Source organism: Streptomyces vinaceus (genome assembly GCF_008704935.1).
GTDB lineage: Bacteria > Actinomycetota > Actinomycetes > Streptomycetales > Streptomycetaceae > Streptomyces > Streptomyces vinaceus.
In genome coordinates, this window is record NZ_CP023692.1 from 4,555,001 (window position 1) to 4,575,558 (window position 20,558).

The 20,558-nt window shown below is 70.9% G+C and carries 14 protein-coding genes and 2 rRNA genes (1 of these 16 cut by a window edge); 9 read left to right on the forward strand and 7 right to left on the reverse strand.

The window, feature by feature from the left end:
- Positions 1-2,208, forward strand: a 23S ribosomal RNA gene (locus CP980_RS20555); it begins 916 nt to the left of the window's first position.
- 77 nt (positions 2,209-2,285) lie between these two features.
- Positions 2,286-2,402 (forward strand): 5S ribosomal RNA (rrf, locus tag CP980_RS20560).
- Between the two features lie 119 nt (positions 2,403-2,521).
- Here rrf and CP980_RS20565 read toward each other — a convergent pair.
- Genes CP980_RS20565 through CP980_RS20585 form a run of 5 tightly spaced genes read right to left on the reverse strand, consistent with a single transcriptional unit; the run spans position 2,522 to position 8,018 of the window.
- Positions 2,522-3,832, reverse strand: a complete 1,311-nt coding sequence (locus tag CP980_RS20565; RefSeq protein ID WP_150528783.1) for a DUF58 domain-containing protein — start codon at positions 3,830-3,832, stop codon at positions 2,522-2,524.
- A complete protein-coding gene (locus CP980_RS20570; protein WP_150528784.1) occupies positions 3,832-4,794 on the reverse strand; it encodes an AAA family ATPase in 963 nt (320 codons plus the stop codon). Before CP980_RS20570 ends, CP980_RS20565 begins: the two co-directional genes overlap by 1 nt.
- Positions 4,791-6,035 (reverse strand): DUF4350 domain-containing protein, encoded by a 1,245-nt coding sequence (locus CP980_RS20575; protein WP_150528785.1) that lies wholly within the window; start codon positions 6,033-6,035, stop codon positions 4,791-4,793. The genes CP980_RS20570 and CP980_RS20575 overlap by 4 nt, the downstream gene beginning before the upstream one ends.
- Complete coding sequence (locus CP980_RS20580) at positions 6,032-6,712, reverse strand: DUF4129 domain-containing protein (RefSeq protein WP_150528786.1); 681 nt, start codon at positions 6,710-6,712, stop codon at positions 6,032-6,034. Before CP980_RS20580 ends, CP980_RS20575 begins: the two co-directional genes overlap by 4 nt.
- 7 nt (positions 6,713-6,719) lie before the next feature.
- On the reverse strand, positions 6,720-8,018 hold the full coding sequence (locus CP980_RS20585) for a hypothetical protein (RefSeq protein WP_150528787.1): 1,299 nt from the start codon (positions 8,016-8,018) through the stop codon (positions 6,720-6,722).
- 242 nt (positions 8,019-8,260) lie between these two features.
- Here CP980_RS20585 and mtrA point away from each other — a divergent pair, with 242 nt between their 5' ends.
- From mtrA to CP980_RS20615, 6 genes are all read left to right on the forward strand, one after another.
- The gene (gene mtrA / locus CP980_RS20590) at positions 8,261-8,950 is read left to right on the forward strand and encodes a two-component system response regulator MtrA (protein WP_189973359.1); all 690 of its coding nucleotides are present in this window, start codon (positions 8,261-8,263) and stop codon (positions 8,948-8,950) included.
- A 70-nt stretch (positions 8,951-9,020) separates the two neighbouring features.
- A complete protein-coding gene (gene mtrB, locus CP980_RS20595) occupies positions 9,021-11,030 on the forward strand; it encodes an MtrAB system histidine kinase MtrB (protein ID WP_189998558.1) in 2,010 nt (669 codons plus the stop codon).
- Complete coding sequence (locus CP980_RS20600) at positions 11,020-12,873, forward strand: LpqB family beta-propeller domain-containing protein (protein ID WP_373312879.1); 1,854 nt, start codon at positions 11,020-11,022, stop codon at positions 12,871-12,873. Before mtrB ends, CP980_RS20600 begins: the two co-directional genes overlap by 11 nt.
- A 76-nt stretch (positions 12,874-12,949) precedes the next feature.
- On the forward strand, positions 12,950-13,699 hold the full coding sequence (locus CP980_RS20605; RefSeq protein WP_150528788.1) for a ComF family protein: 750 nt from the start codon (positions 12,950-12,952) through the stop codon (positions 13,697-13,699).
- A gap of 260 nt (positions 13,700-13,959) precedes the next feature.
- Positions 13,960-14,655, forward strand: a complete 696-nt coding sequence (hpf, locus tag CP980_RS20610; protein WP_373312881.1) for a ribosome hibernation-promoting factor, HPF/YfiA family — start codon at positions 13,960-13,962, stop codon at positions 14,653-14,655.
- A 199-nt stretch (positions 14,656-14,854) separates the two neighbouring features.
- Positions 14,855-15,556 (forward strand): response regulator, encoded by a 702-nt coding sequence (locus CP980_RS20615; RefSeq protein WP_030161389.1) that lies wholly within the window; start codon positions 14,855-14,857, stop codon positions 15,554-15,556.
- 70 nt (positions 15,557-15,626) lie between these two features.
- On the opposite strand, the gene CP980_RS20620 is transcribed toward CP980_RS20615, so the two are convergent.
- On the reverse strand, positions 15,627-16,796 hold the full coding sequence (locus CP980_RS20620; protein WP_132754805.1) for a winged helix-turn-helix domain-containing protein: 1,170 nt from the start codon (positions 16,794-16,796) through the stop codon (positions 15,627-15,629).
- Positions 16,797-16,805: 9 nt separating this feature from the next.
- Positions 16,806-17,387 carry a GNAT family N-acetyltransferase gene (locus tag CP980_RS20625; protein WP_099891930.1) on the reverse strand — a complete coding sequence of 194 codons (582 nt, stop codon included), beginning with the start codon at positions 17,385-17,387 and terminating at the stop codon, positions 16,806-16,808.
- Between the two features lie 241 nt (positions 17,388-17,628).
- Here CP980_RS20625 and secA point away from each other — a divergent pair, with 241 nt between their 5' ends.
- Entirely contained in the window at positions 17,629-20,418 is a 2,790-nt protein-coding gene (secA, locus tag CP980_RS20630) for a preprotein translocase subunit SecA (RefSeq protein ID WP_132754807.1), read from the forward strand.
- Positions 20,419-20,558: the final 140 nt, after the last annotated feature.

Below are 20,558 nucleotides of genomic sequence, written 5' to 3' on the forward strand. Positions count from 1 at the left end.
CTCCCCGAAATGCATTTAGGTGCAGCGTCGTGTGTTTCTTGCCGGAGGTAGAGCACTGGATAGGCGATGGGCCCTACCGGGTTACTGACCTTAGCCAAACTCCGAATGCCGGTAAGTGAGAGCACGGCAGTGAGACTGTGGGGGATAAGCTCCATGGTCGAGAGGGAAACAGCCCAGAGCATCGACTAAGGCCCCTAAGCGTACGCTAAGTGGGAAAGGATGTGGAGTCGCAGAGACAACCAGGAGGTTGGCTTAGAAGCAGCCACCCTTGAAAGAGTGCGTAATAGCTCACTGGTCAAGTGATTCCGCGCCGACAATGTAGCGGGGCTCAAGCGTACCGCCGAAGTCGTGTCATTGCAGCAATAGGGCCAACGCCCGCTGTGATGGGTAGGGGAGCGTCGTGTGCCGGGTGAAGCAGCAGCGGAAGCTAGTTGTGGACGGTTCACGAGTGAGAATGCAGGCATGAGTAGCGATACACACGTGAGAAACGTGTGCGCCGATTGACTAAGGGTTCCTGGGTCAAGCTGATCTGCCCAGGGTAAGTCGGGACCTAAGGCGAGGCCGACAGGCGTAGTCGATGGACAACCGGTTGATATTCCGGTACCCGCTTTGAAACGCCCAATATCGAATCAGGCGATGCTAAGTCCGTGAAGCCGTTCCGGACCCTTCGGGGAAAGGAAAGTGGTGGAGCCGACGAACCAGACTTGTAGTAGGTAAGCGATGGGGTGACGCAGGAAGGTAGTCCAGCCCGGGCGGTGGTTGTCCCGGGGTAAGGGTGTAGGCCGAGGGGTAGGCAAATCCGTCCCTCATATAAGGCTGAGACCTGATGCCGAGCCGATTGTGGTGAAGTGGATGATCCTATGCTGTCGAGAAAAGCCTCTAGCGAGTTTCATGGCGGCCCGTACCCTAAACCGACTCAGGTGGTCAGGTAGAGAATACCGAGGCGTTCGGGTGAACTATGGTTAAGGAACTCGGCAAAATGCCCCCGTAACTTCGGGAGAAGGGGGGCCATCACTGGTGATCGGACTTGCTCCGTGAGCTGGGGGTGGCCGCAGAGACCAGCGAGAAGCGACTGTTTACTAAAAACACAGGTCCGTGCGAAGCCGTAAGGCGATGTATACGGACTGACGCCTGCCCGGTGCTGGAACGTTAAGGGGACCGGTTAGTGACCTTTCGGGGTTGCGAAGCTGAGAACTTAAGCGCCAGTAAACGGCGGTGGTAACTATAACCATCCTAAGGTAGCGAAATTCCTTGTCGGGTAAGTTCCGACCTGCACGAATGGCGTAACGACTTCTCGACTGTCTCAACCATAGGCCCGGTGAAATTGCACTACGAGTAAAGATGCTCGTTTCGCGCAGCAGGACGGAAAGACCCCGGGACCTTTACTACAGTTTGATATTGGTGTTCGGTTCGGCTTGTGTAGGATAGGTGGGAGACTTTGAAGCCCCAACGCCAGTTGGGGTGGAGTCGCCGTTGAAATACCACTCTGGTCGTGCTGGATGTCTAACCTCGGTCCGTGATCCGGATCAGGGACAGTGTCTGATGGGTAGTTTAACTGGGGCGGTTGCCTCCCAAAGGGTAACGGAGGCGCCCAAAGGTTCCCTCAGCCTGGTTGGCAATCAGGTGTTGAGTGTAAGTGCACAAGGGAGCTTGACTGTGAGACCGACGGGTCGAGCAGGGACGAAAGTCGGGACTAGTGATCCGGCGGTGGCTTGTGGAAGCGCCGTCGCTCAACGGATAAAAGGTACCCCGGGGATAACAGGCTGATCTTCCCCAAGAGTCCATATCGACGGGATGGTTTGGCACCTCGATGTCGGCTCGTCGCATCCTGGGGCTGGAGTCGGTCCCAAGGGTTGGGCTGTTCGCCCATTAAAGCGGTACGCGAGCTGGGTTTAGAACGTCGTGAGACAGTTCGGTCCCTATCCGCTGTGCGCGTAGGAATATTGAGAAGGGCTGTCCCTAGTACGAGAGGACCGGGACGGACGAACCTCTGGTGTGCCAGTTGTCCTGCCAAGGGCATGGCTGGTTGGCTACGTTCGGGAGGGATAACCGCTGAAAGCATCTAAGCGGGAAGCCTGCTTCAAGATGAGTATTCCCACCTCCTTGAGAGGGTAAGGCTCCCAGTAGACGACTGGGTTGATAGGCCAGATGTGGAAGCCCGGTAACGGGTGGAGCTGACTGGTACTAATAGGCCGAGGGCTTGTCCTCAGTTGCTCGCGTCCACTGTGTTAGTTCTGAAATAACGAACAGCTGTGTTGCCGTCCAGTGTTCAAATTTCATAGTGTTTCGGTGGTCATAGCGTTAGGGAAACGCCCGGTTACATTCCGAACCCGGAAGCTAAGCCTTTCAGCGCCGATGGTACTGCAGGGGGGACCCTGTGGGAGAGTAGGACGCCGCCGAACAATCATTGTGAAAAGCCCCGTACCGGGTATCCGGTACGGGGCTTTTTGCGTTTACGGTCCCTCACCATTTCCTTCGCTGTTGATGGGCGCCCGACCGGCGTAGCCAGTCGGGGCGCCCGCTACAGGCGGCCCGCCGCCTTCAGGGAGAGGTAGGCGTCGGCCAGGGCCGGGGCCAGGGTGTCCGGGGTGGCGTCGACCACGTGGACCCCGTGGCGGGACAGCTGGTCCGCCGTGCGGCGGCGGGTGGCCTGGGACTGGGTGCCGGCCGCGGCCTCGTAGACCGCGTCGAGCGTGCCGCGGGAGCGCGTCATCTCCTCGACCCGGGGGTCGGCCACCGAGGCCAGCAGGACCGTGTGGCGCTGCGTGAGGCGGGGGAGGAGCGGGAGCAGGCCCTCCTCTGTCGGGGCTGCGTCCAGGCTCGTCAGGAGGACCACCAGGGACCGGCGCGGGGCGTTGCGGAGGATCGTGGAGACCAGCGTCCGGGTGTCGGTCTCGACGAGTTCCGGTTCCAGCGTGGCCATGGCGTTGACGAAGGCCGGGAGGATGTCGCCGGCCGAGCGGCCCTGGACCTGGGCGCGGGTGCGGCGGTCGTGGGCCAGCAGGTCCACGCGGTCGCCGGCGCGGGAGGCCAGGGCGGCCAGGAGTAGGGCGGCGTCCATCGCCGAGTCCAGGCGGGGGGCGTCACCGACGCGGCCCGCCGAGGTGCGGCCGGTGTCGAGGCAGATCAGGATGTGCCGGTCGCGTTCCGGGCGCCAGGTGCGGACGGCGACCTTGTTCTGGCGGGCCGTGGCCCGCCAGTCGATGGAGCGGGTGTCGTCGCCGGGGACGTAGTCGCGCAGGCTGTCGAACTCGGTGCCCTCGCCGCGCGTCAGGACGCTCGTACGGCCGTCCATCTCGCGCAGGCGGGCCAGGCGCGAGGGGAGGTGCTTGCGGCTGGTGAACGGCGGCAGGACGCGGACCGTCCAGGGGACGGTGTGGGTGCCCTGGCGGGCGAGCAGGCCGAGCGGCCCGTACGAGCGGATCGTGACGCGGTCGGCCCGCCGGTCCCCGCGCCGGGTGGGGAGGAGCCGGGTGGTGATCCGGCGGCGTTCGCCGGCCGGGATCACCAGGGTGTGCCGGGAGGCCTCGGTCTCGGTGCCGGCGGGCCAGCTGCTGGGGGGCCAGGCGTCGCGGACGCGGGCGCGCAGCGGGCGGGCGCCCGGGTTGGTGACGGTGAGGTGGACCTCGGCGGGTTCGCCGAGGCGTACGGAGGTGTCGCCCGAGCGGGTGAGGGTGAGCCCGCGGACGGGAGCGGCGAGGGCGTAGTCGACGGCGCAGGCCAGTCCGAGGGCGCCGTTGACCGCGAGCATTCCCGTCCAGCTGGGTTCGAGGATGCCGACGGGGAGGCTGCCGAGGGCCGCCAGCAGGGCGGCGCGTCCGGTGAGGGCCATCAGCGCGGGACGGGGACGTGGGACAGGATCGCGGTGATGACGGCGTCGGCCGTGACGCCTTCCATCTCGGCCTCCGGGCGGAGCTGGACCCGGTGGCGCAGGGTCGGCAGGGCGAGGGCCTTGACGTCGTCGGGGGTGACGTAGTCGCGGCCGGTGAGCCAGGCCCAGGCCCGGGCGGTGGCCAGCAGGGCGGTCGCGCCGCGCGGGGAGACGCCGAGGGTGAGGGAGGGCGATTCGCGGGTGGCGCGGCAGACGTCGACGACGTACCCGGCGATCTCCGGGGAGACGGACACCTTGGCGACGGCCTCGCGGGCGGCTTCGAGATCGGCCGCGCCGGCGACGGGGCGCAGGCCCGCGGCCTGGAGGTCGCGGGGGTTGAAGCCGGCGGCGTGCCGGGTCAGGACGCCGATCTCGTCCTCGCGGGAGGGGAGGGGGACGGTGAGCTTGAGGAGGAAGCGGTCGAGCTGTGCCTCGGGGAGGGGGTAGGTGCCCTCGTACTCGACGGGGTTCATGGTAGCGGCGACGAGGAACGGCTCGGGCAGCTCGCGCGGGGTGCCGTCGACGGTGACCTGGCGCTCCTCCATGGCTTCGAGGAGGGAGGACTGGGTCTTGGGCGGGGTGCGGTTGATCTCGTCGGCGAGGAGGAGGTTGGTGAAGACCGGGCCGTTCTGGAAGGAGAACTCGGCGGTGCGGGCGTCGTAGACGAGCGAGCCGGTGACGTCGCTGGGCATGAGGTCCGGGGTGAACTGGACGCGCTTGGTGTCGAGTTCGAGGGAGGCGGCGAGGGCCCGTACGAGGAGGGTCTTGGCGACGCCGGGTACGCCTTCGAGGAGGACGTGGCCGCGGCACAGGAGGGCGACGACGAGACCGGTGACGGCCGAGTCCTGGCCGACGACGGCCTTTCCGATCTCGGTGCGGATCGCTTCCAGGGAGGAGCGGGCGCTGTCCGTGGTGGCCGTCATGAGGTGCGGACCTCTCTTTCGAGGGCGTCGAGGTGGTCGGCGAGCGCGACGAGCGCCGCGTCGGTGGTCGGTGTGGTGCCGAAGAGGAGGCCGGTCAGGTCCGCCTGTCGCTCCGTCAGGCGGGCGGAGACGGCCGGGAGCAGGGCCTGCGGGTCGTGGGCCTGGGTGGGCGGTACGCCGAGCAGGGCGGCCAGGCGTTCGCGGGCGGCGGCGCGCAGCACGGTGGCGGCGCGGTCGCGGGCTGCGGCCTTGCGGTAGAGGCGGGCGCGGCCCTCGGTGGTCTCGGAGGCGCGGACGGCGACGGGCAGCTTCTCGGTGACGAGGGGGCCGAGGCGGCGGGCGCGCCAGAGGGCGGCGAGGGCGGCGGCGACGAAGAGCTGGAGGAAGGCCCAGCTCCAGCCGTGGGGGAGGAGGTCGAGGAAGCTCTGTTCCTGCGCGGGGTCACCGTCCTCGGCCTCGGCGGGGGAGGGCAGGTACCAGACGAGGTCGGGGCGGGTGCCGAGGAGTTGGAGGGCGAGGGAGGCGTTGCCCTCGGAGGCGAGCTCCTTGTTGAGGAGGATCGTCTCGGAGCCGAGCAGGACGGTGTCGCCGCCGGTGGTGCCGGAGGGGAGGACGAGGAGGGTGGGGTGGCCGCCGCTGGGGTAGCAGGCGGTGCCGGTGGCTCCGTCGGTGGTGTAGCGGTGGTCGCCGCCGGTGGTGGCGCGGCCGGCCGTGGCGGCGGCGGGCAGGGGGCAGCCGGGGTCGAGGTCCTCTTCGAAGGCGGTGCCCTTGGTGCGGGCGGCCGGGGCCAGGTCGTGGAGGCTGGGGCTGCCGGGGGCGATCAGGACGGTACGGCCGCCGGAGAGGTCGATGGCGGAGCGGATGGCGCGCAGCCGGCTCTCGCCGAGCCGGTCGGGGTCGGTGACCAGCAGGGTGGTGGCGGGGCCGGCCGCGGCGGCGGCCTCGCGGGCGGTGGTGACGACGCGGGTGGTGACGCCGCGGGCCCGGAGCAGCTCGGCGACGGCCCGGCTGCCGTCGGGGTCCGCGGAGCGGGGGTCGAGCCGGCCGTGGCGGCTGCCGGAGGAGAGGGCGGCGAGGGTGACGGCGGCGACGATCAGGATGCCGAGGCAGATCAGGAAGCCCCTGCTCCGCCGCCACAGGGTGCGGGGGGTGGTGACGGCGGCTGCGGCGGTCGTGCGGGGGCCGGGGGCCGCGGCGGTGACTGCGTCCGTCGCCGGGGCGCGGGGGTCCGGGGGCGTCATGAGGGGGTGCCCGTCAGGAGGGGCTTCGCGTGGGTCAGGGCGAGGTCCAGGGTGCGCAGGTGGGCGTACGTCTCGGGGTGGGCGGGGCGGCCGCCGTACGTGACGTCGTCGAAGGCGCGGGCCGCCGCGCGGAGGGCTTCGGCGTGGTCGGGGAGGGAGGCGGCGGCTTCGGCGGCGGCCTCGTCGGCGGTGCGGCCGGGGCGCGGGTCGAGCACCGTGCGCTCCTCCAGGGAGCGGACGACGGCCCGCATGCGCTCCTGGACCGCCGCGTTCCAGTGGCCCTGGGCGGCGTGGGCCTCGGCGGCGGTGCGGTGGTCGGCGGCGCTGCGCAGGCCGTCGCCGAACAGGGCGGCCGCGCCGGTGGCGGTCCGGCGGGGGGAGCCGAGCCGCCACCACAGGGCGGCGACGGCCAGGGCGACGAGGACGGCGATGGCGACCAGGCCCAGGGTGCCGCCGGGGGTGGCGCCCGAGGCGTGGTCGAAGAGGTCGCCGACCCACGCCCAGAAGCGGTCCAGGGCGCGCTGGAGGAGCCCCGGGTCGTCCTGGTGGTACATCTGCTTCGACAGTTCGCGTTCGGCCGCCTCGCGGGCGGGATCGCGCGGTGTCGTGACCGGTGGTTGCTCCGCGGCCGGCAGGAACGCCGCGGAGCGCGTGATGAGGCCCCCCGTACTCATCATCGGCGCGTCAGCCTCCGGTGGGCGGTGCGGCCGCGTCCGAGCCGTAGTTCTCCAGACCGGCCGCGCGGGCGAGCTCCAGGTCGAGGGCCTCGCGGCGGATGCGCTGGTCGACGTAGAGGAGGACGGTGACGCCCGACTGGATCGGCATGGTGATGGTCTGCGCGATGACGGCGCCGACGGCCGAGAGGATGAGCGGGGCCCAGCCGTTCATGACGGCGCCGGTCTCCAGGCCGGTCGCTCCGGCGTCGACGAGGCCGATCGCGACTCCGAGGGCGGTCAGCGGCCAGACGATGATGCCCGCGACGAAGGTGGTGATGATGCCGGTCAGGGCGGTGATGCCGAAGATGCGCCACCACGAGCCCTGGACGAGCCGGGAGGAGCGCCGCAGCGAGGTGGCGACGCTGCTCTTCTCCAGCATCAGCGCGGGCGAGGCCAGGCTGAACTTGATCCCGAGCCAGAGGAGGAGCGGGAGGGCGACGCAGCCGCCGAGGAGTCCGAGGTCGATGTTGCCCAGGGCGATGCCGGGGGCGATCAGGACGCCGACGAGGAGGACGCCGCCGATGCCCAGCAGGAGGGTCAGCCCGAGCAGGCGGAGCAGCTGGGGGCGGGCCTCGCGCCAGGCGGCGCCGATGGTCGAGGTGTGGCCGAGCACGGCCCGGCTGAAGATCATCGTGAGCATGGCGGTGGCCACGATGGTGCCGATGAGCTGGATGAACCCGTTGGCGACGAGGGCGAGCATGCTGCCGCCGAGGGTGTCGACGACGTCGCTCACGCTCGGTTCCTCGGCGGAGGTGACGGGGAGGTCGGAGAGCGTGTACTTCTGCACGAGCACGCTGATGACCTGCACGACGGTGGCCACGACGAGCGTGATCGGCAGGACCGAGCGCCAGTGGCTGCGCATGGTGGCGACGGCGCCGTCGAGGATCTCGCCGAGGTCCAGGGGGCGCAGCGGGATCACGCCGGGCTTGGCGGCCGGGGGCTTGCCCCACTGGCCGGGGCCGCCGGCGGATCCGTACGGGCCGTACTGGCCCTGACCGGCCCGGGGGCCCGCGTACGATCCCCAGCCCGCGCCCGGCTGCGGCTGCGGGTGCGGCGGCTGCGGGGTCTGCGGTGCCTGGGGCGTGCCGGGGCTGGACCACTCGCCGGGCGGCGGCTGCTCGGCGGACCACTTCGGCCCGCCGGCGGGAGGCTGCTGCGCGGGCGCCTGAGCGCCCTCGGCGGCGCCGTCCCGGCCGTCGGGTGCGCCCGGCCTCTCGCCGTCGGACGGGGAGGGTCCGGGCACGGCCCGGCCCGGAGAGTCGTTCATCGTCGCTCCTTCACGTGCACTGCGGGGCTGGCTGGGGCGGGGGCGCGGTCGGCTGCCATCGTGCCACGTGGGAACGTTGAGCGGACCGGCCGTCCCCCCGGATCTCCGGCAGCCCGCGCCTTCAATTGTCGCCCGGATCCGGGGCAGACTGGTCGCCCTGATCTCCACGCAGGTCCGAGGGGCGATTTCCAGCCCTTTTGGCTGTGGGACAGCTCACCGCCAGGTAACGATTAGCTAATGGGATGATGTCAAGCATGAAGGGACGAGTCCTTGTCGTCGACGACGACACCGCGCTGGCCGAGATGCTCGGCATTGTGCTGCGTGGAGAAGGTTTTGAGCCGTCGTTCGTAGCGGACGGCGACAAGGCACTGGCTGCCTTCCGCGAGGCGAAGCCGGATCTCGTGCTGCTCGACCTCATGCTGCCCGGACGGGACGGCATAGAGGTCTGCAGGCTGATCCGGGCCGAATCCGGCGTGCCGATCGTCATGCTCACCGCGAAGAGCGACACGGTGGACGTGGTCGTGGGCCTGGAGTCCGGGGCCGACGACTACATCGTCAAGCCGTTCAAGCCCAAGGAGCTGGTGGCCCGCATCCGGGCCCGCCTGCGCCGGTCGGAGGAGCCCGCGCCCGAGCAGCTGGCCATCGGTGACCTGGTCATCGACGTGGCCGGGCACTCGGTCAAGCGCGACGGCGCCTCGATCGCCCTGACCCCGCTCGAATTCGACCTGCTGGTCGCCCTCGCGCGCAAGCCCTGGCAGGTGTTCACCCGCGAGGTGCTGCTGGAGCAGGTCTGGGGCTACCGGCACGCGGCGGACACCCGTCTGGTCAACGTGCATGTGCAGCGGCTGCGCTCCAAGGTCGAGAAGGACCCGGAGCGCCCCGAGATCGTCGTGACGGTGCGCGGTGTCGGCTACAAGGCCGGACCGAGCTGACGTGCCGCCCGGCAAGACCCGCAGCGGCTCCCGCCGAGGAGTGCTGAGGGGAGGCCGGCAGCTCCGTCAGATGGCCGACGGAGCGCCCGGTGGTCCGGTGCTGCGGCTGTTCGTGCGCCTCGTGCGACGGCCGCTGCTTCCGGCTGTCCGGCTGTGGCGGCGCAACATCCAGCTGCGCGTGGTCGCCGCGACGCTGCTGATGTCGCTGGCCGTGGTCCTCGCGCTCGGTTTCGTGGTGATCGCCCAGGTCAGCAAGGGGCTCCTCGACGCCAAGGAGGAGGCCGCGCAGAGCCAGGCCGCGGGCGGGTTCGCCGTCGCGCAGGAGAAGGCCAACACGCCTTCCGCGGTGGACGGGCCCGACGCCACCGACAACAAGGTCGGGCGGGACGCCAGTACCTGGATGAACTCGCTGGTCAAGCAGCTCGCCAGTGGCGGCCAGACCGCCTTCGAGGTGGTCGCCCTCGGCGCCGGCCCCGACGCGGGCGGGCAGCCCGGCGGGCAGCCGAGCGGGCCGTTCGTCTCGGGCGTCAAGGGCGCCCGCGCCTCCGGGAACGTGGACCCGACCGCGAGCGTTCCCACCGCGCTGCGCCGCAACGTCAACCACGCGACCGGGACCTTCAAGACCTTCTCGCAGATCCGGTACACCGCCGGGTCCGGGGACAAGGCCCCCGAGCCCGCGCTGGTCGTGGGCAAGCGGCTCACCGACATCAACGGGGACCCGTACGACCTGTACTACCTCTTCCCGCTCACGCAGGAGGAGGAGTCCCTCAACCTCATCAAGGTCACCATCGCCACCGCGGGCGTGTTCGTGGTCGTGCTGCTCGGCGCGATCGCCTGGCTCGTCGTACGGCAGGTCGTGACGCCCGTGCGGATGGCCGCCGGGATCGCCGAGCGGCTGTCGGCCGGGCGGCTCCAGGAGCGGATGAAGGTCACCGGCGAGGACGACATCGCCCGTCTGGGCGAGGCCTTCAACAAGATGGCGCAGAACCTCCAGCTCAAGATCCAGCAGCTGGAGGACCTGTCGCGGATGCAGCGGCGCTTCGTCTCCGACGTCTCGCACGAGCTGCGCACGCCGCTGACGACCGTACGGATGGCGGCCGACGTCATCCACGACGCCCGGGTCGACTTCGACCCGGTCACCGCCCGCTCCGCCGAGCTGCTCGCCGGTCAGCTCGACCGCTTCGAGTCGCTGCTCGCGGACCTGCTGGAGATCAGCCGGTTCGACGCGGGGGCCGCGGCCCTGGAGGCGGAGCCGATCGACCTGCGGGACGTCGTACGCCGGGTCATCGACGGCGCCGAGCCGCTCGCCGAGCACAAGGGCACCCGGATCCGGGTGCTGGGCGACACCCAGCCCGTCATAGCCGAGGCCGATTCCCGCCGGGTGGAGCGGGTGCTGCGCAACCTCGTCGTCAACGCGGTGGAGCACGGTGAGGGCCGTGACGTGGTGGTCCGGCTCGCTTCGGCGGGCGGGGCCGTGGCGGTGGCCGTACGGGACTACGGGGTCGGGCTCAAGCCCGGCGAGGCCACCCGCGTCTTCAACCGCTTCTGGCGGGCCGACCCGGCCCGGGCGCGCACGACGGGCGGTACGGGCCTGGGCCTGTCCATCGCCGTAGAGGACGCCCGGCTGCACGGCGGCTGGCTCCAGGCCTGGGGCGAGCCGGGCGGCGGTTCGCAGTTCCGGCTGACCCTGCCGCGGACCGCCGACGAGCCGCTGCGCGGGTCGCCGATCCCGCTGGAGCCGGAGGACTCCCGGTCCAACCGGGCCAGGGCGGCGGCCGAGGCGGCCGGTTCGAAGAAGTCCTCGCGGGCGCAGGAGGGCCAAGGCCGCGGCGACCGGTCGCCGATACCGCCGCGGTCGGCGGTGGCCGGCGCGCTGCCGGTGCCCGCGGACCCGACGGCGCTGCCGGGCAGCGGGGCGCGCGTCGTCGCCCGCCCGGCCGATCCCGACCAGGCGTCGGCGGACCGGGCGCCGACGGACCAGGCGTCGGAGGAGCGGGCGCCGGCGGACCGGGCGGCGGCCGACCGCGCCGCCGCGCAGCAGTCAGCAGCAGCACAGGAGGATGGCGCAGGTGGACGCTGAGCCCGCACGGGTGCGCAGGGACGGCCGCCGCCGGTGGCGGGCGGTGCGGGCGTACGCCTTCGGCGCGGCCGGGCTGCTGCTGGCGGGCTGCGCCTCCATGCCCGACCACGGCGAGATCCGCGAGGTGAAGGCCTCGCAGGGCGTGGACTCGCAGGTGCGGGTGTTCGGGGTGCCGCCGGCCGACAAGGCCGGTCCCGCCGACATAGTCGACGGCTTCCTGGAGGCCATGACCAGCGACGACCCGCAGCTCCAGACGGCGCGCAAGTACCTGACCGAGGAAGCGGCGAAGAACTGGAAGCCGGCTTCCGCCGTCACGGTGCTCTCCGCGGGCATCGACCGGTTCTCCGTGGGCAACGAGAAGGACGCCCCGGGCCCCCGCTGGAAGATGACCGGCAAGAAGCTGGCGACGGTGGACGAGCGCAGCGCCTACCAGCCGGAGCCCGCGGGAGGCCGCTACGAGGAGTACCTCCAGCTGGTCCAGGAGAACAAGCAGTGGCGGATCGCGACGCCGCCGAGCGGCCTCGTGCTCAGCGAGTCCGACTTCCAGCGCATCTACATGCCGGTCAACAAGTACTACTTCGCGGGCGGCGGCCTCGTCGCCGATCCCGTGTACGTGCGCCAGCGCAGCGACCCGGATTCGCGGATGGACCCCACGACGCAGACCGTGCAGTCGCTGCTGGCCGGTCCGTCCAAGTGGCTCGGGCCCGTGGTCACTTCGAGCTTCCCGACCGGCACCGAACTGCGCGAGGGCACCAAGTCCCTCGCGTACGACGGCCAGAACGTGCTGAAGGTGCCGCTCAACGACAAGGTCGACAACGTCGCGCAGCCGCAGTGCGAGAAGATGGCCGCGCAACTCCTGTACACCGTGCAGGACCTGACGTCCTCGCGGATGGCGCGGGTGGAGCTGCTGCGCTCGGACCGCTCCTCGCTGTGCTCGGTCACCGACGCGACCGCGGGGACGATCGCCCACCGGCCGAGCCCCCCGGAGTACCAGTACTACGTCGACAGCGAGAGCCGGTTCGTCCGGATGAAGCTCGACGTCACCAGCGAGGACCAGCAATACCGGCCCGAGCAGGTGCCCGGGCCGCTGTCCCCGAGCGCCGGGAACCCCGGGTTCAAGGTCGGTACCGCGGCCGTCTCGTACGACGAGAAGCGCGCGGCCGTGGTGTCCGAGGACGAACACGGGCTGTACCCGGTGAACCTGACGACGGCCGGGCCCATGCCCGCGCCGGCGCTCAGCAGCAAGGGCGCCAAGCCGAACGGGCTGACCACGCCGAGCTGGGACGCGGCGGGCGACCTGTGGGTCGCGGACAAGGATCCGCAGAATCCGGCGCTGTACCGGGTGCCGGGCGGGACCGGGGCCCCGCAGAAGATCGACGTGGCCGGGCTCGACGGCGGGCGGATCACCGCGCTGAAGGCGTCGCCGGACGGGGTGCGGATCGCGCTGCTGGTGCAGTCGGGGAACAGCAAGAAGCTGTACATCGGGCGGATCGAGCGGCCCGAGGGCAAGGGCGACGCGGCGCCGGTGTCGGTGCGCGAGCTGCGTCCGGCGGCCCCGCAGATGGCGAGCGTGACGGCGCTGAGCTGGGCGCCGCGCGGCCGGCTGCTGGTGGTGGGCCGGGAGAACGGCGGGGTCGTCCAGGCCCGGTACATGCTGGCCGACGGCTCGATGGTCGCGGCGAGCCTGCCGGGGGCGACGGGGCTGGACGCGGTCGCGGCGACGGACGAGGAGAAGAAGCCGGTCGTCGCGCACTCGGACGAGGACGGGATCGTGTGGCTGCCGCCGGGGGCGCAGTGGCGCACGGTGGCGCCGGGCGGCCGGGCTCCGGTCTACCCGGGCTGACCTGCACGTCTTCCCCGGTGCCGGAGGTTTTCCACAGGGGTGGCGGGGTGGGCGGGCGGCCCGGCACAGTGGGTGGATGCGGGGGTGGTGGCAGGAGCTCGCCGGGCTGGTCCTGCCGGCCGACTGCGGCGGCTGCGGGGCTGCCCGGGTGCTGCTGTGCGCGGGCTGCGCGCAGGCGCTGGGCGGGGCCGCGGCGGGCCCTGTGAGCCCGTCTCCGCGGCCTGCGGGGCTGCCCGCGGTGTATGCGGCCGCCGCGTACGAGGGAGCCGTACGGGAGGTCGTACTGGCGCACAAGGAGCGCGGGGCGCTGCCGCTGGCCGGTCCGCTCGGCGGCGCTCTCGCGGCGGCCGTCGCGGGGGCGGCCGGGGTGGAGGCGGGGGTGGCGGCGGGGGAGGAGCTGGTCCTCGTACCCGTGCCCTCGGCGCGGCGGCAGGTGCGGGCCCGCGGGCACGATCCGGCGCGCAGGATCGCCCTGGCGGCCGCGGGGCGGCTGCGGCGGGCCGGTGTCCGGGCGCGGGTGGCGTGCGTACTGCGCCAGGTCCGGCCGGTGGCCGATCAGGCGGGGCTGGGGGCCCGGGAGCGGCGGGAGAACCTCGCGGGGGCGCTGGGGCCGTGCCGGGGCGGCGAGGTGCGGTTTCCGGCCGCCGCGCGGATCGTGCTGGTGGACGACGTGATCACCACCGGGGCCACGCTCGCGGAGGCGGCCCGGGCGTTGCGGGCGGCGTCGGCCGCGGTGGTGGCGGGGGCGGCCGTGGTCGCCGCACCGGCAGGATCCTTCGTACCAAATCGGTCGACAACCCGTACAGCGCAACGCTCTTGTGAATAGATTTGGAACTCTCGGGGAAGGCGCATCGTTGCTGGTAGTAAGAGAGAACAGCCACCTGAACGGAGGTACGGTCCGGTAGCGGGTGCCGACAACCGGCATGGAGGGATATGTTCGGTTGTAAGGACTGGCGAGTCCTGGCCACACGCACCGGATCGGGAGGTGAATGTCGCCAAGTCCGTGGCTCCGGTGACCACCGGGGCCTGGTGCGAAAGGGAGACGCTCCGCCCCAGGGGCGGGGCTATCCGGGAACGGAGTTCTGCGTGGACATCGTCGTCAAGGGCCGCAAGACCGAGGTGCCCGAGCGGTTCCGCAAGCACGTGGCCGAGAAGCTGAATCCCGAGCGGATCCAGAAGCTCGACGCCAAGGTGATCAGCTTGGACGTCGAGGTGTCCAAGGAGCACAACCCGCGCCAGGCCGACCGTTCCGACCGCGTGGAGATCACCCTGCGTTCGCGGGGCCCCGTGGTCCGTGCCGAAGCCGCCGCCACCGACCCGTACGCGGCGCTCGACCTGGCACAGGAGAAGCTGGAAGCGCAGCTGCGCAAGCAGCACGACAAGCGCTACACCCGCCGTGGCAGCGGCCGGCTCTCGGCGGCCGAGGTCGCCGACACGGTTCCCGGCGTGGCCCGGCTCAACGGCAGCGGCCAGCCGGTCACGGAGGAGCCGGGGGACGAGATCCCGACCACCCGGATCGGATCGCTGGAAGTACAGGGCGAAGGCCCGCTCATCGTCCGCGAGAAGACGCACTCGGCGGCGCCCATGCCGCTCGACCAGGCGCTGTACGAAATGGAACTGGTCGGCCACGACTTCTACCTGTTCGTCGACTCCGACACCAAGATGCCGAGCGTCGTCTACCGGCGCCACGGCTATGACTACGGCGTGATCCACCTCAATGCCGACGAGGCCTCCAGCTCGGCCGAGCCCGGTGCCGGAGCGGGTGGAGCGCTCGGCGGCTGACGCCGCGTCCTGATTTTCGGTGAAAAGCCCCCGGGGATGCCGCAGCGTCCCCGGGGGCCCCTGTATGACTCGTATGCGCCAGGTGGCCGTCGCGGGCTCCCCTCCGGGTGGCGCGGGCATGGAATCATGGCGGGCAGTCAACCTGCCGGAGTTCCCGCCCGGTTGACCCGACAGCTCGGTACATGCAGGGGGAGGAACGATGGCGGACAGCTTCGGGCCGGTGCGCGGTGATGACGGCGGCGAGCCGATCCGGGTGCTCGTCGTCGACGACCACGCCCTGTTCCGGCGCGGGCTGGAGATCGTCCTCGCGCAGGAGGAGGACATCCAGGTCGTGGGTGAGGCGGGGGACGGCGCGGAGGCGGTGGACAAGGCGGCGGACCTGCTGCCGGACATCGTGCTCATGGACGTGCGGATGCCCCGGCGCGGCGGGATCGAGGCGTGCACCTCGATCAAGGAGGTGGCCCCCTCCGCGAAGATCATCATGCTGACGATCAGCGACGAGGAGGCGGACCTCTACGACGCGATCAAGGCGGGCGCCACCGGGTACCTCCTGAAGGAGATCTCGACCGACGAGGTGGCGACGGCGATCCGCGCGGTGGCGGACGGCCAGTCGCAGATCAGCCCGTCGATGGCCTCGAAGCTCCTGACCGAGTTCAAGTCGATGATCCAGCGGACGGACGAGCGGCGGCTGGTGCCGGCGCCGCGGCTGACGGACCGCGAGCTGGAAGTGCTCAAGCTGGTGGCGACCGGCATGAACAACCGCGACATCGCGAAGGAGTTGTTCATCTCCGAGAACACCGTGAAGAACCACGTGCGCAACATCCTGGAGAAGCTCCAGCTGCACTCCAGGATGGAGGCCGTGGTCTACGCGATGCGGGAGAAGATCCTCGAAATCCGCTGACCTCGGCCGAGGTCGACCGAGGCCGGCTGACCTCGGCGAGGCCGGCTGAGATCCGCCGATGTCCGAGGCCTCAGAGGGCGGCCAGTTCCGCCGTGACCGCGGCCGCCTCCTCGGGGGTGCCCGCGCGCTCGACCCGTACGGTGTCGCAGCCGACCCATTGCGCCGCCTCGCGCAGCGCCTCGGCCATCGGGCGGGCCGCCTTGGGGGTGGTCAGCGACAGTTGCCGGGCCACCAGCGTGGAGCCCTCGCGGGCCGGGTCCACCCGGCCCTGGAGCCGCCCGCCCGCAAGCAGCGGCATCGCGAAGTACCCGTGGATCCGCTTGGGCTTGGGGACGTACGCCTCCAGCCGGTGCGCGAAGCCGAAGATCCGCTCCGTGCGCGGCCGGTCCCAGACCAGGGAGTCGAACGGGGAGAGCAGGGTGGTGCGGTGGCGGCCCCGGGGGACCGTCGCCAGCGCGGCCGGGTCGGCCCAGGCCGGCTTCGCCCAGCCCTCGACCTCGACGGGGACCAGCCCCGAATCGGCGATCACCGAGTCGACCTGCTCGCCCTTGAGCCGGTGGTAGTCCGCGATGTCGGCGCGGGTGCCGACGCCCAGGCTCTGCCCGGCCAGCGCCACCAGGCGGCGCAGGCACTCGCGGTCGTCCAGGTCGTCGTGGAGCAGCGCGTCGGGGACCGCCCGCTCGGGCAGGTCGTAGACCCGCTTCCAGCCGCGGCGCTCGGTGACGACCACGTCACCCGCGTCCAGCAGCCACTCCACCGCGATCTTGGTCTCGGACCAGTCCCACCACGGGCCGCCGTTCTTCGCGCCGCCCAGCTCGGTCGAGGTGAGCGGGCCCTCGGCCCGCAGCCGGTCCAGGACCAGCCGGCAGGAGGCCTCCTTGTCCTTCATCTTGTGCCAGCGGTAGCCGTGCGCGCGCTTGATCCGGCGCCGGAACGCGAAGTGCGGCCACTCCTCGATGGGCAGGATGCAGGCCGCGTGCGACCAGTACTCGAAGGCGTGCCGGTCGGACCAGTACGCCTCCTCCACGGCCGTCCGGCCCACCGCGCCCAGGCGCGCGTACGGGATCAGCTCGTGCGAGCGGGCCAGTACGGAGATGGTGTCCAGCTGGACGGCGCCCAGGTGGCGCAGCACGCCCCGCACGCCGCCCCTGCGGTCGGGCGCCCCGAGGAAGCCCTGCGCGCGCAAGGCGATCCGGCGCGCGTCGTCGGCGGACAGGGACACGGTGGCTGCGAGCGTCATGCCCGCATGCTAGGCGGGCCCACCGACAGCGGGCAGGTACGGCAGTGAGGGGGACAGGCCCAGGTCCGAGGGGACCAGGGCGCCGATCCAGGAGTCGCGTGCGGTGCCGCCGCGCAGCACCGCGGCCCGCAGGACTCCCTCGAAGCGGAAGCCGGTCTTCTCCGCGACGGCCCGGGAGCCCGTGTTGCCGACCTCCGCGCGCCATTCCAGCCGTACGGCGCCCACCTCGGTGAAGGCCCAGCGGGAGACGGCGGCGACGGCCTCGGCCATGTAACCGCGGCCCCGGTGCTCCTTCGCGGCCCAGTACCCGATCTCGTACGAGCCCTGCCCGCGCACGTGCACGCCGACGGCCGCCACCAGCGGGCCGTCCTGCCCGAGGCGCACCGCGAAGCTGTACGCCGTGTCCTCGCGCCAGCCGGCGGGGACGGTCTCCAGGACGAAGCCGCGGGCGTGCTCGCGGGAGTAGGGGGAGGGGACCATCGTCCAGCGCTGGATCTCCGGGTCCTGCACCGCGGTGTACACCTCCTCCTCGTCGGCCGGGACGAAGGGGCGCAAATGCAGCCGGGCCGTGTTCAGTGTCGTGGGCTCCATGTACGGATTCTGCGGGGCCGGGGCGGGTCGGGCGAGCAGTTTTCGGGCAAGACGTGTCGAGGACCCCGGCACCTTCCAGGTACCTCGTACGTTCTCCTTCAGGGCGCCCGTGCCCTGCGGGATACGGCGGGCCTCCCGGCGCGGCCGCGTCCTCGCTTACGATGGCCGTTGCGGTGGGGCCCACCCTCCGTGCCCGTGTACGAACCAGTGCCAGGCCCGACCGGCAAGGAGACAAACCTCGGTGTCCGTCTTCAACAAGCTCATGCGTGCAGGCGAAGGCAAGATCCTGCGCAAACTGCACCGCATCGCGGACCAGGTCAACTCCATCGAAGAGGACTTCGTCAACCTCTCCGACGCCGAGTTGCGGGCGCTCACGGACGAGTACAAGCAGCGCTACCAGGACGGCGAGAGCCTGGACGACCTGCTGCCCGAGGCGTTCGCGACCGTCCGCGAGGCCGCCAAGCGCGTCCTCGGCCAGCGTCACTACGACGTCCAGATCATGGGCGGCGCCGCGCTGCACCTCGGCTACGTCGCCGAGATGAAGACCGGTGAGGGCAAGACCCTCGTCGGCACGCTCCCCGCGTACCTGAACGCGCTGTCCGGCAAGGGCGTCCACCTGATCACGGTGAACGACTACCTCGCCGAGCGCGACTCCGAGCTGATGGGCCGGGTGCACAAGTTCCTCGGCCTGGAGGTCGGCTGCATCCTGGCCAACATGTCGCCGGCCCAGCGCCGCGAGCAGTACAACGCCGACATCACGTACGGCACGAACAACGAGTTCGGCTTCGACTACCTGCGCGACAACATGGCGTGGTCGGCGGACGAGCTCGTCCAGCGCGGCCACAACTTCGCCGTGGTCGACGAGGTCGACTCGATCCTGGTCGACGAGGCCCGTACCCCGCTGATCATCTCCGGCCCGGCCGACCAGGCCACGAAGTGGTACGCCGACTTCGCGAAGCTGGTCACCCGCCTCACCAAGGGCGAGGCCGGCCAGCCGCTCAAGGGCATCGAGGAGACCGGCGACTACGAGGTCGACGAGAAGAAGCGCACCGTCGGCATCCACGAGGCCGGTGTCGCCAAGGTCGAGGACTGGCTCGGCATCGAGAACCTCTACGAGTCGGTGAACACCCCGCTCGTCGGCTACCTGAACAACGCCATCAAGGCGAAGGAACTGTTCAAGAAGGACAAGGACTACGTCGTCATCGACGGCGAAGTCATGATCGTCGACGAGCACACCGGCCGCATCCTCGCCGGCCGCCGCTACAACGAGGGCATGCACCAGGCGATCGAGGCGAAGGAAGGGGTGGACATCAAGGACGAGAACCAGACCCTCGCCACGATCACCCTCCAGAACTTCTTCCGCCTCTACTCGAAGCTGTCGGGCATGACCGGTACGGCCATGACCGAGGCCGCCGAGTTCCACCAGATCTACAAGCTCGGTGTCGTCCCGATCCCGACCAACCGCGACATGGTCCGCAAGGACCAGCCGGACCTGATCTACCGGACCGAGGTCGCGAAGTTCGCCGCCGTCGTCGACGACATCGCGGAGAAGCACGAGAAGGGCCAGCCGATCCTCGTCGGCACCACCTCGGTCGAGAAGTCCGAGTACCTCTCGCAGCAGCTCTCCAAGCGGGGCGTCCCGCACGAGGTGCTGAACGCGAAGCAGCACGAGCGCGAGGCCTCGATCGTCGCCCAGGCCGGCCGCCGCGGCGCCGTCACGGTCGCCACGAACATGGCCGGCCGCGGTACCGACATCAAGCTCGGCGGCAACCCGGACGACCTCGCCGAGGCCGAGCTGCGCCAGCAGGGCCTGGACCCGGAGGAGCACATCGAGGAGTGGGCGCACGCGCTGCCCGCCGCCCTCAAGCGCGCCGAGGCGGCCGTGAAGGCCGAGTTCGAAGAGGTCAAGGCGCTCGGCGGGCTGTACGTGCTGGGCACCGAGCGGCACGAGTCGCGCCGTATCGACAACCAGCTGCGCGGCCGCTCCGGCCGTCAGGGCGACCCGGGCGAGTCCCGGTTCTACCTGTCGCTGGGCGACGACCTGATGCGCCTGTTCAAGGCGCAGATGGTGGAGCGCGTCATGTCGATGGCGAACGTGCCGGACGACGTGCCGATCGAGAACAAGATGGTGACGCGCGCGATCGCGTCCGCCCAGTCGCAGGTCGAGACCCAGAACTTCGAGACGCGCAAGAACGTCCTGAAGTACGACGAGGTCCTCAACAGCCAGCGCGAGGTCATCTACGGCGAGCGCCGCCGCGTCCTGGAGGGCGAGGACCTGCACGAGCAGGTGCGCTTCTTCATGGACGACACGATCGACGCGTACATCGCGGCCGAGACGGTCGAGGGCTTCGCCGAGGAGTGGGACCTGGACCGGCTGTGGGGCGCCTTCAAGCAGCTCTACCCGATCAAGGTCACGGTCGCCGAGCTGGAGGACGCGGCGGGCGACCGCGCGGGCATCACCGCCGAGTTCATCGCGGAGTCCGTCAAGGACGACATCCACGAGCAGTACGAGGCGCGCGAGAAGGCGCTGGGCTCCGACATCATGCGCGAGCTGGAGCGGCGCGTGGTCCTGTCGGTCCTGGACCGCAAGTGGCGCGAGCACCTGTACGAGATGGACTACCTGCAGGAGGGCATCGGCCTGCGGGCGATGGCCCAGAAGGACCCGCTGGTCGAGTACCAGCGCGAGGGCTTCGACATGTTCAACGCCATGATGGAGGGCATCAAGGAGGAGTCCGTCGGCTACCTGTTCAATCTGGAGGTCCAGGTCGAGCAGCAGGTCGAGGAGGTCCCGGTGCAGGACGCGGCGCCTTCGCTGACGAAGGAGCCGGCGGGCGCGCGTCCGGAGATCCGGGCCAAGGGCCTGGACGCCCCGCAGCGTCCGGACCGCCTGCACTTCTCGGCCCCGAGCGTGGACGGGGAGGGCGGGGTCGTCGAGGGCGAGTTCGACGCGGATGAGGCGGGCGACGGCATGACGCGCGCCGAGCGCCGCAAGGCGCAGAAGGCCGCGGGCGGCCGCCGCCGCAAGAAGTGACCCCTGCCCGTACGGGCACCCCCGCCGGGGCCGGACACCGCACGGTGTCCGGCCCCGGCGCCGTTGTACGCGGCGGGGGCGAGCCGAGTGCGGGCCCGTCTGGCTCGTCGCGGTGGTGACCACGGCCGCCGGCTCCGGGG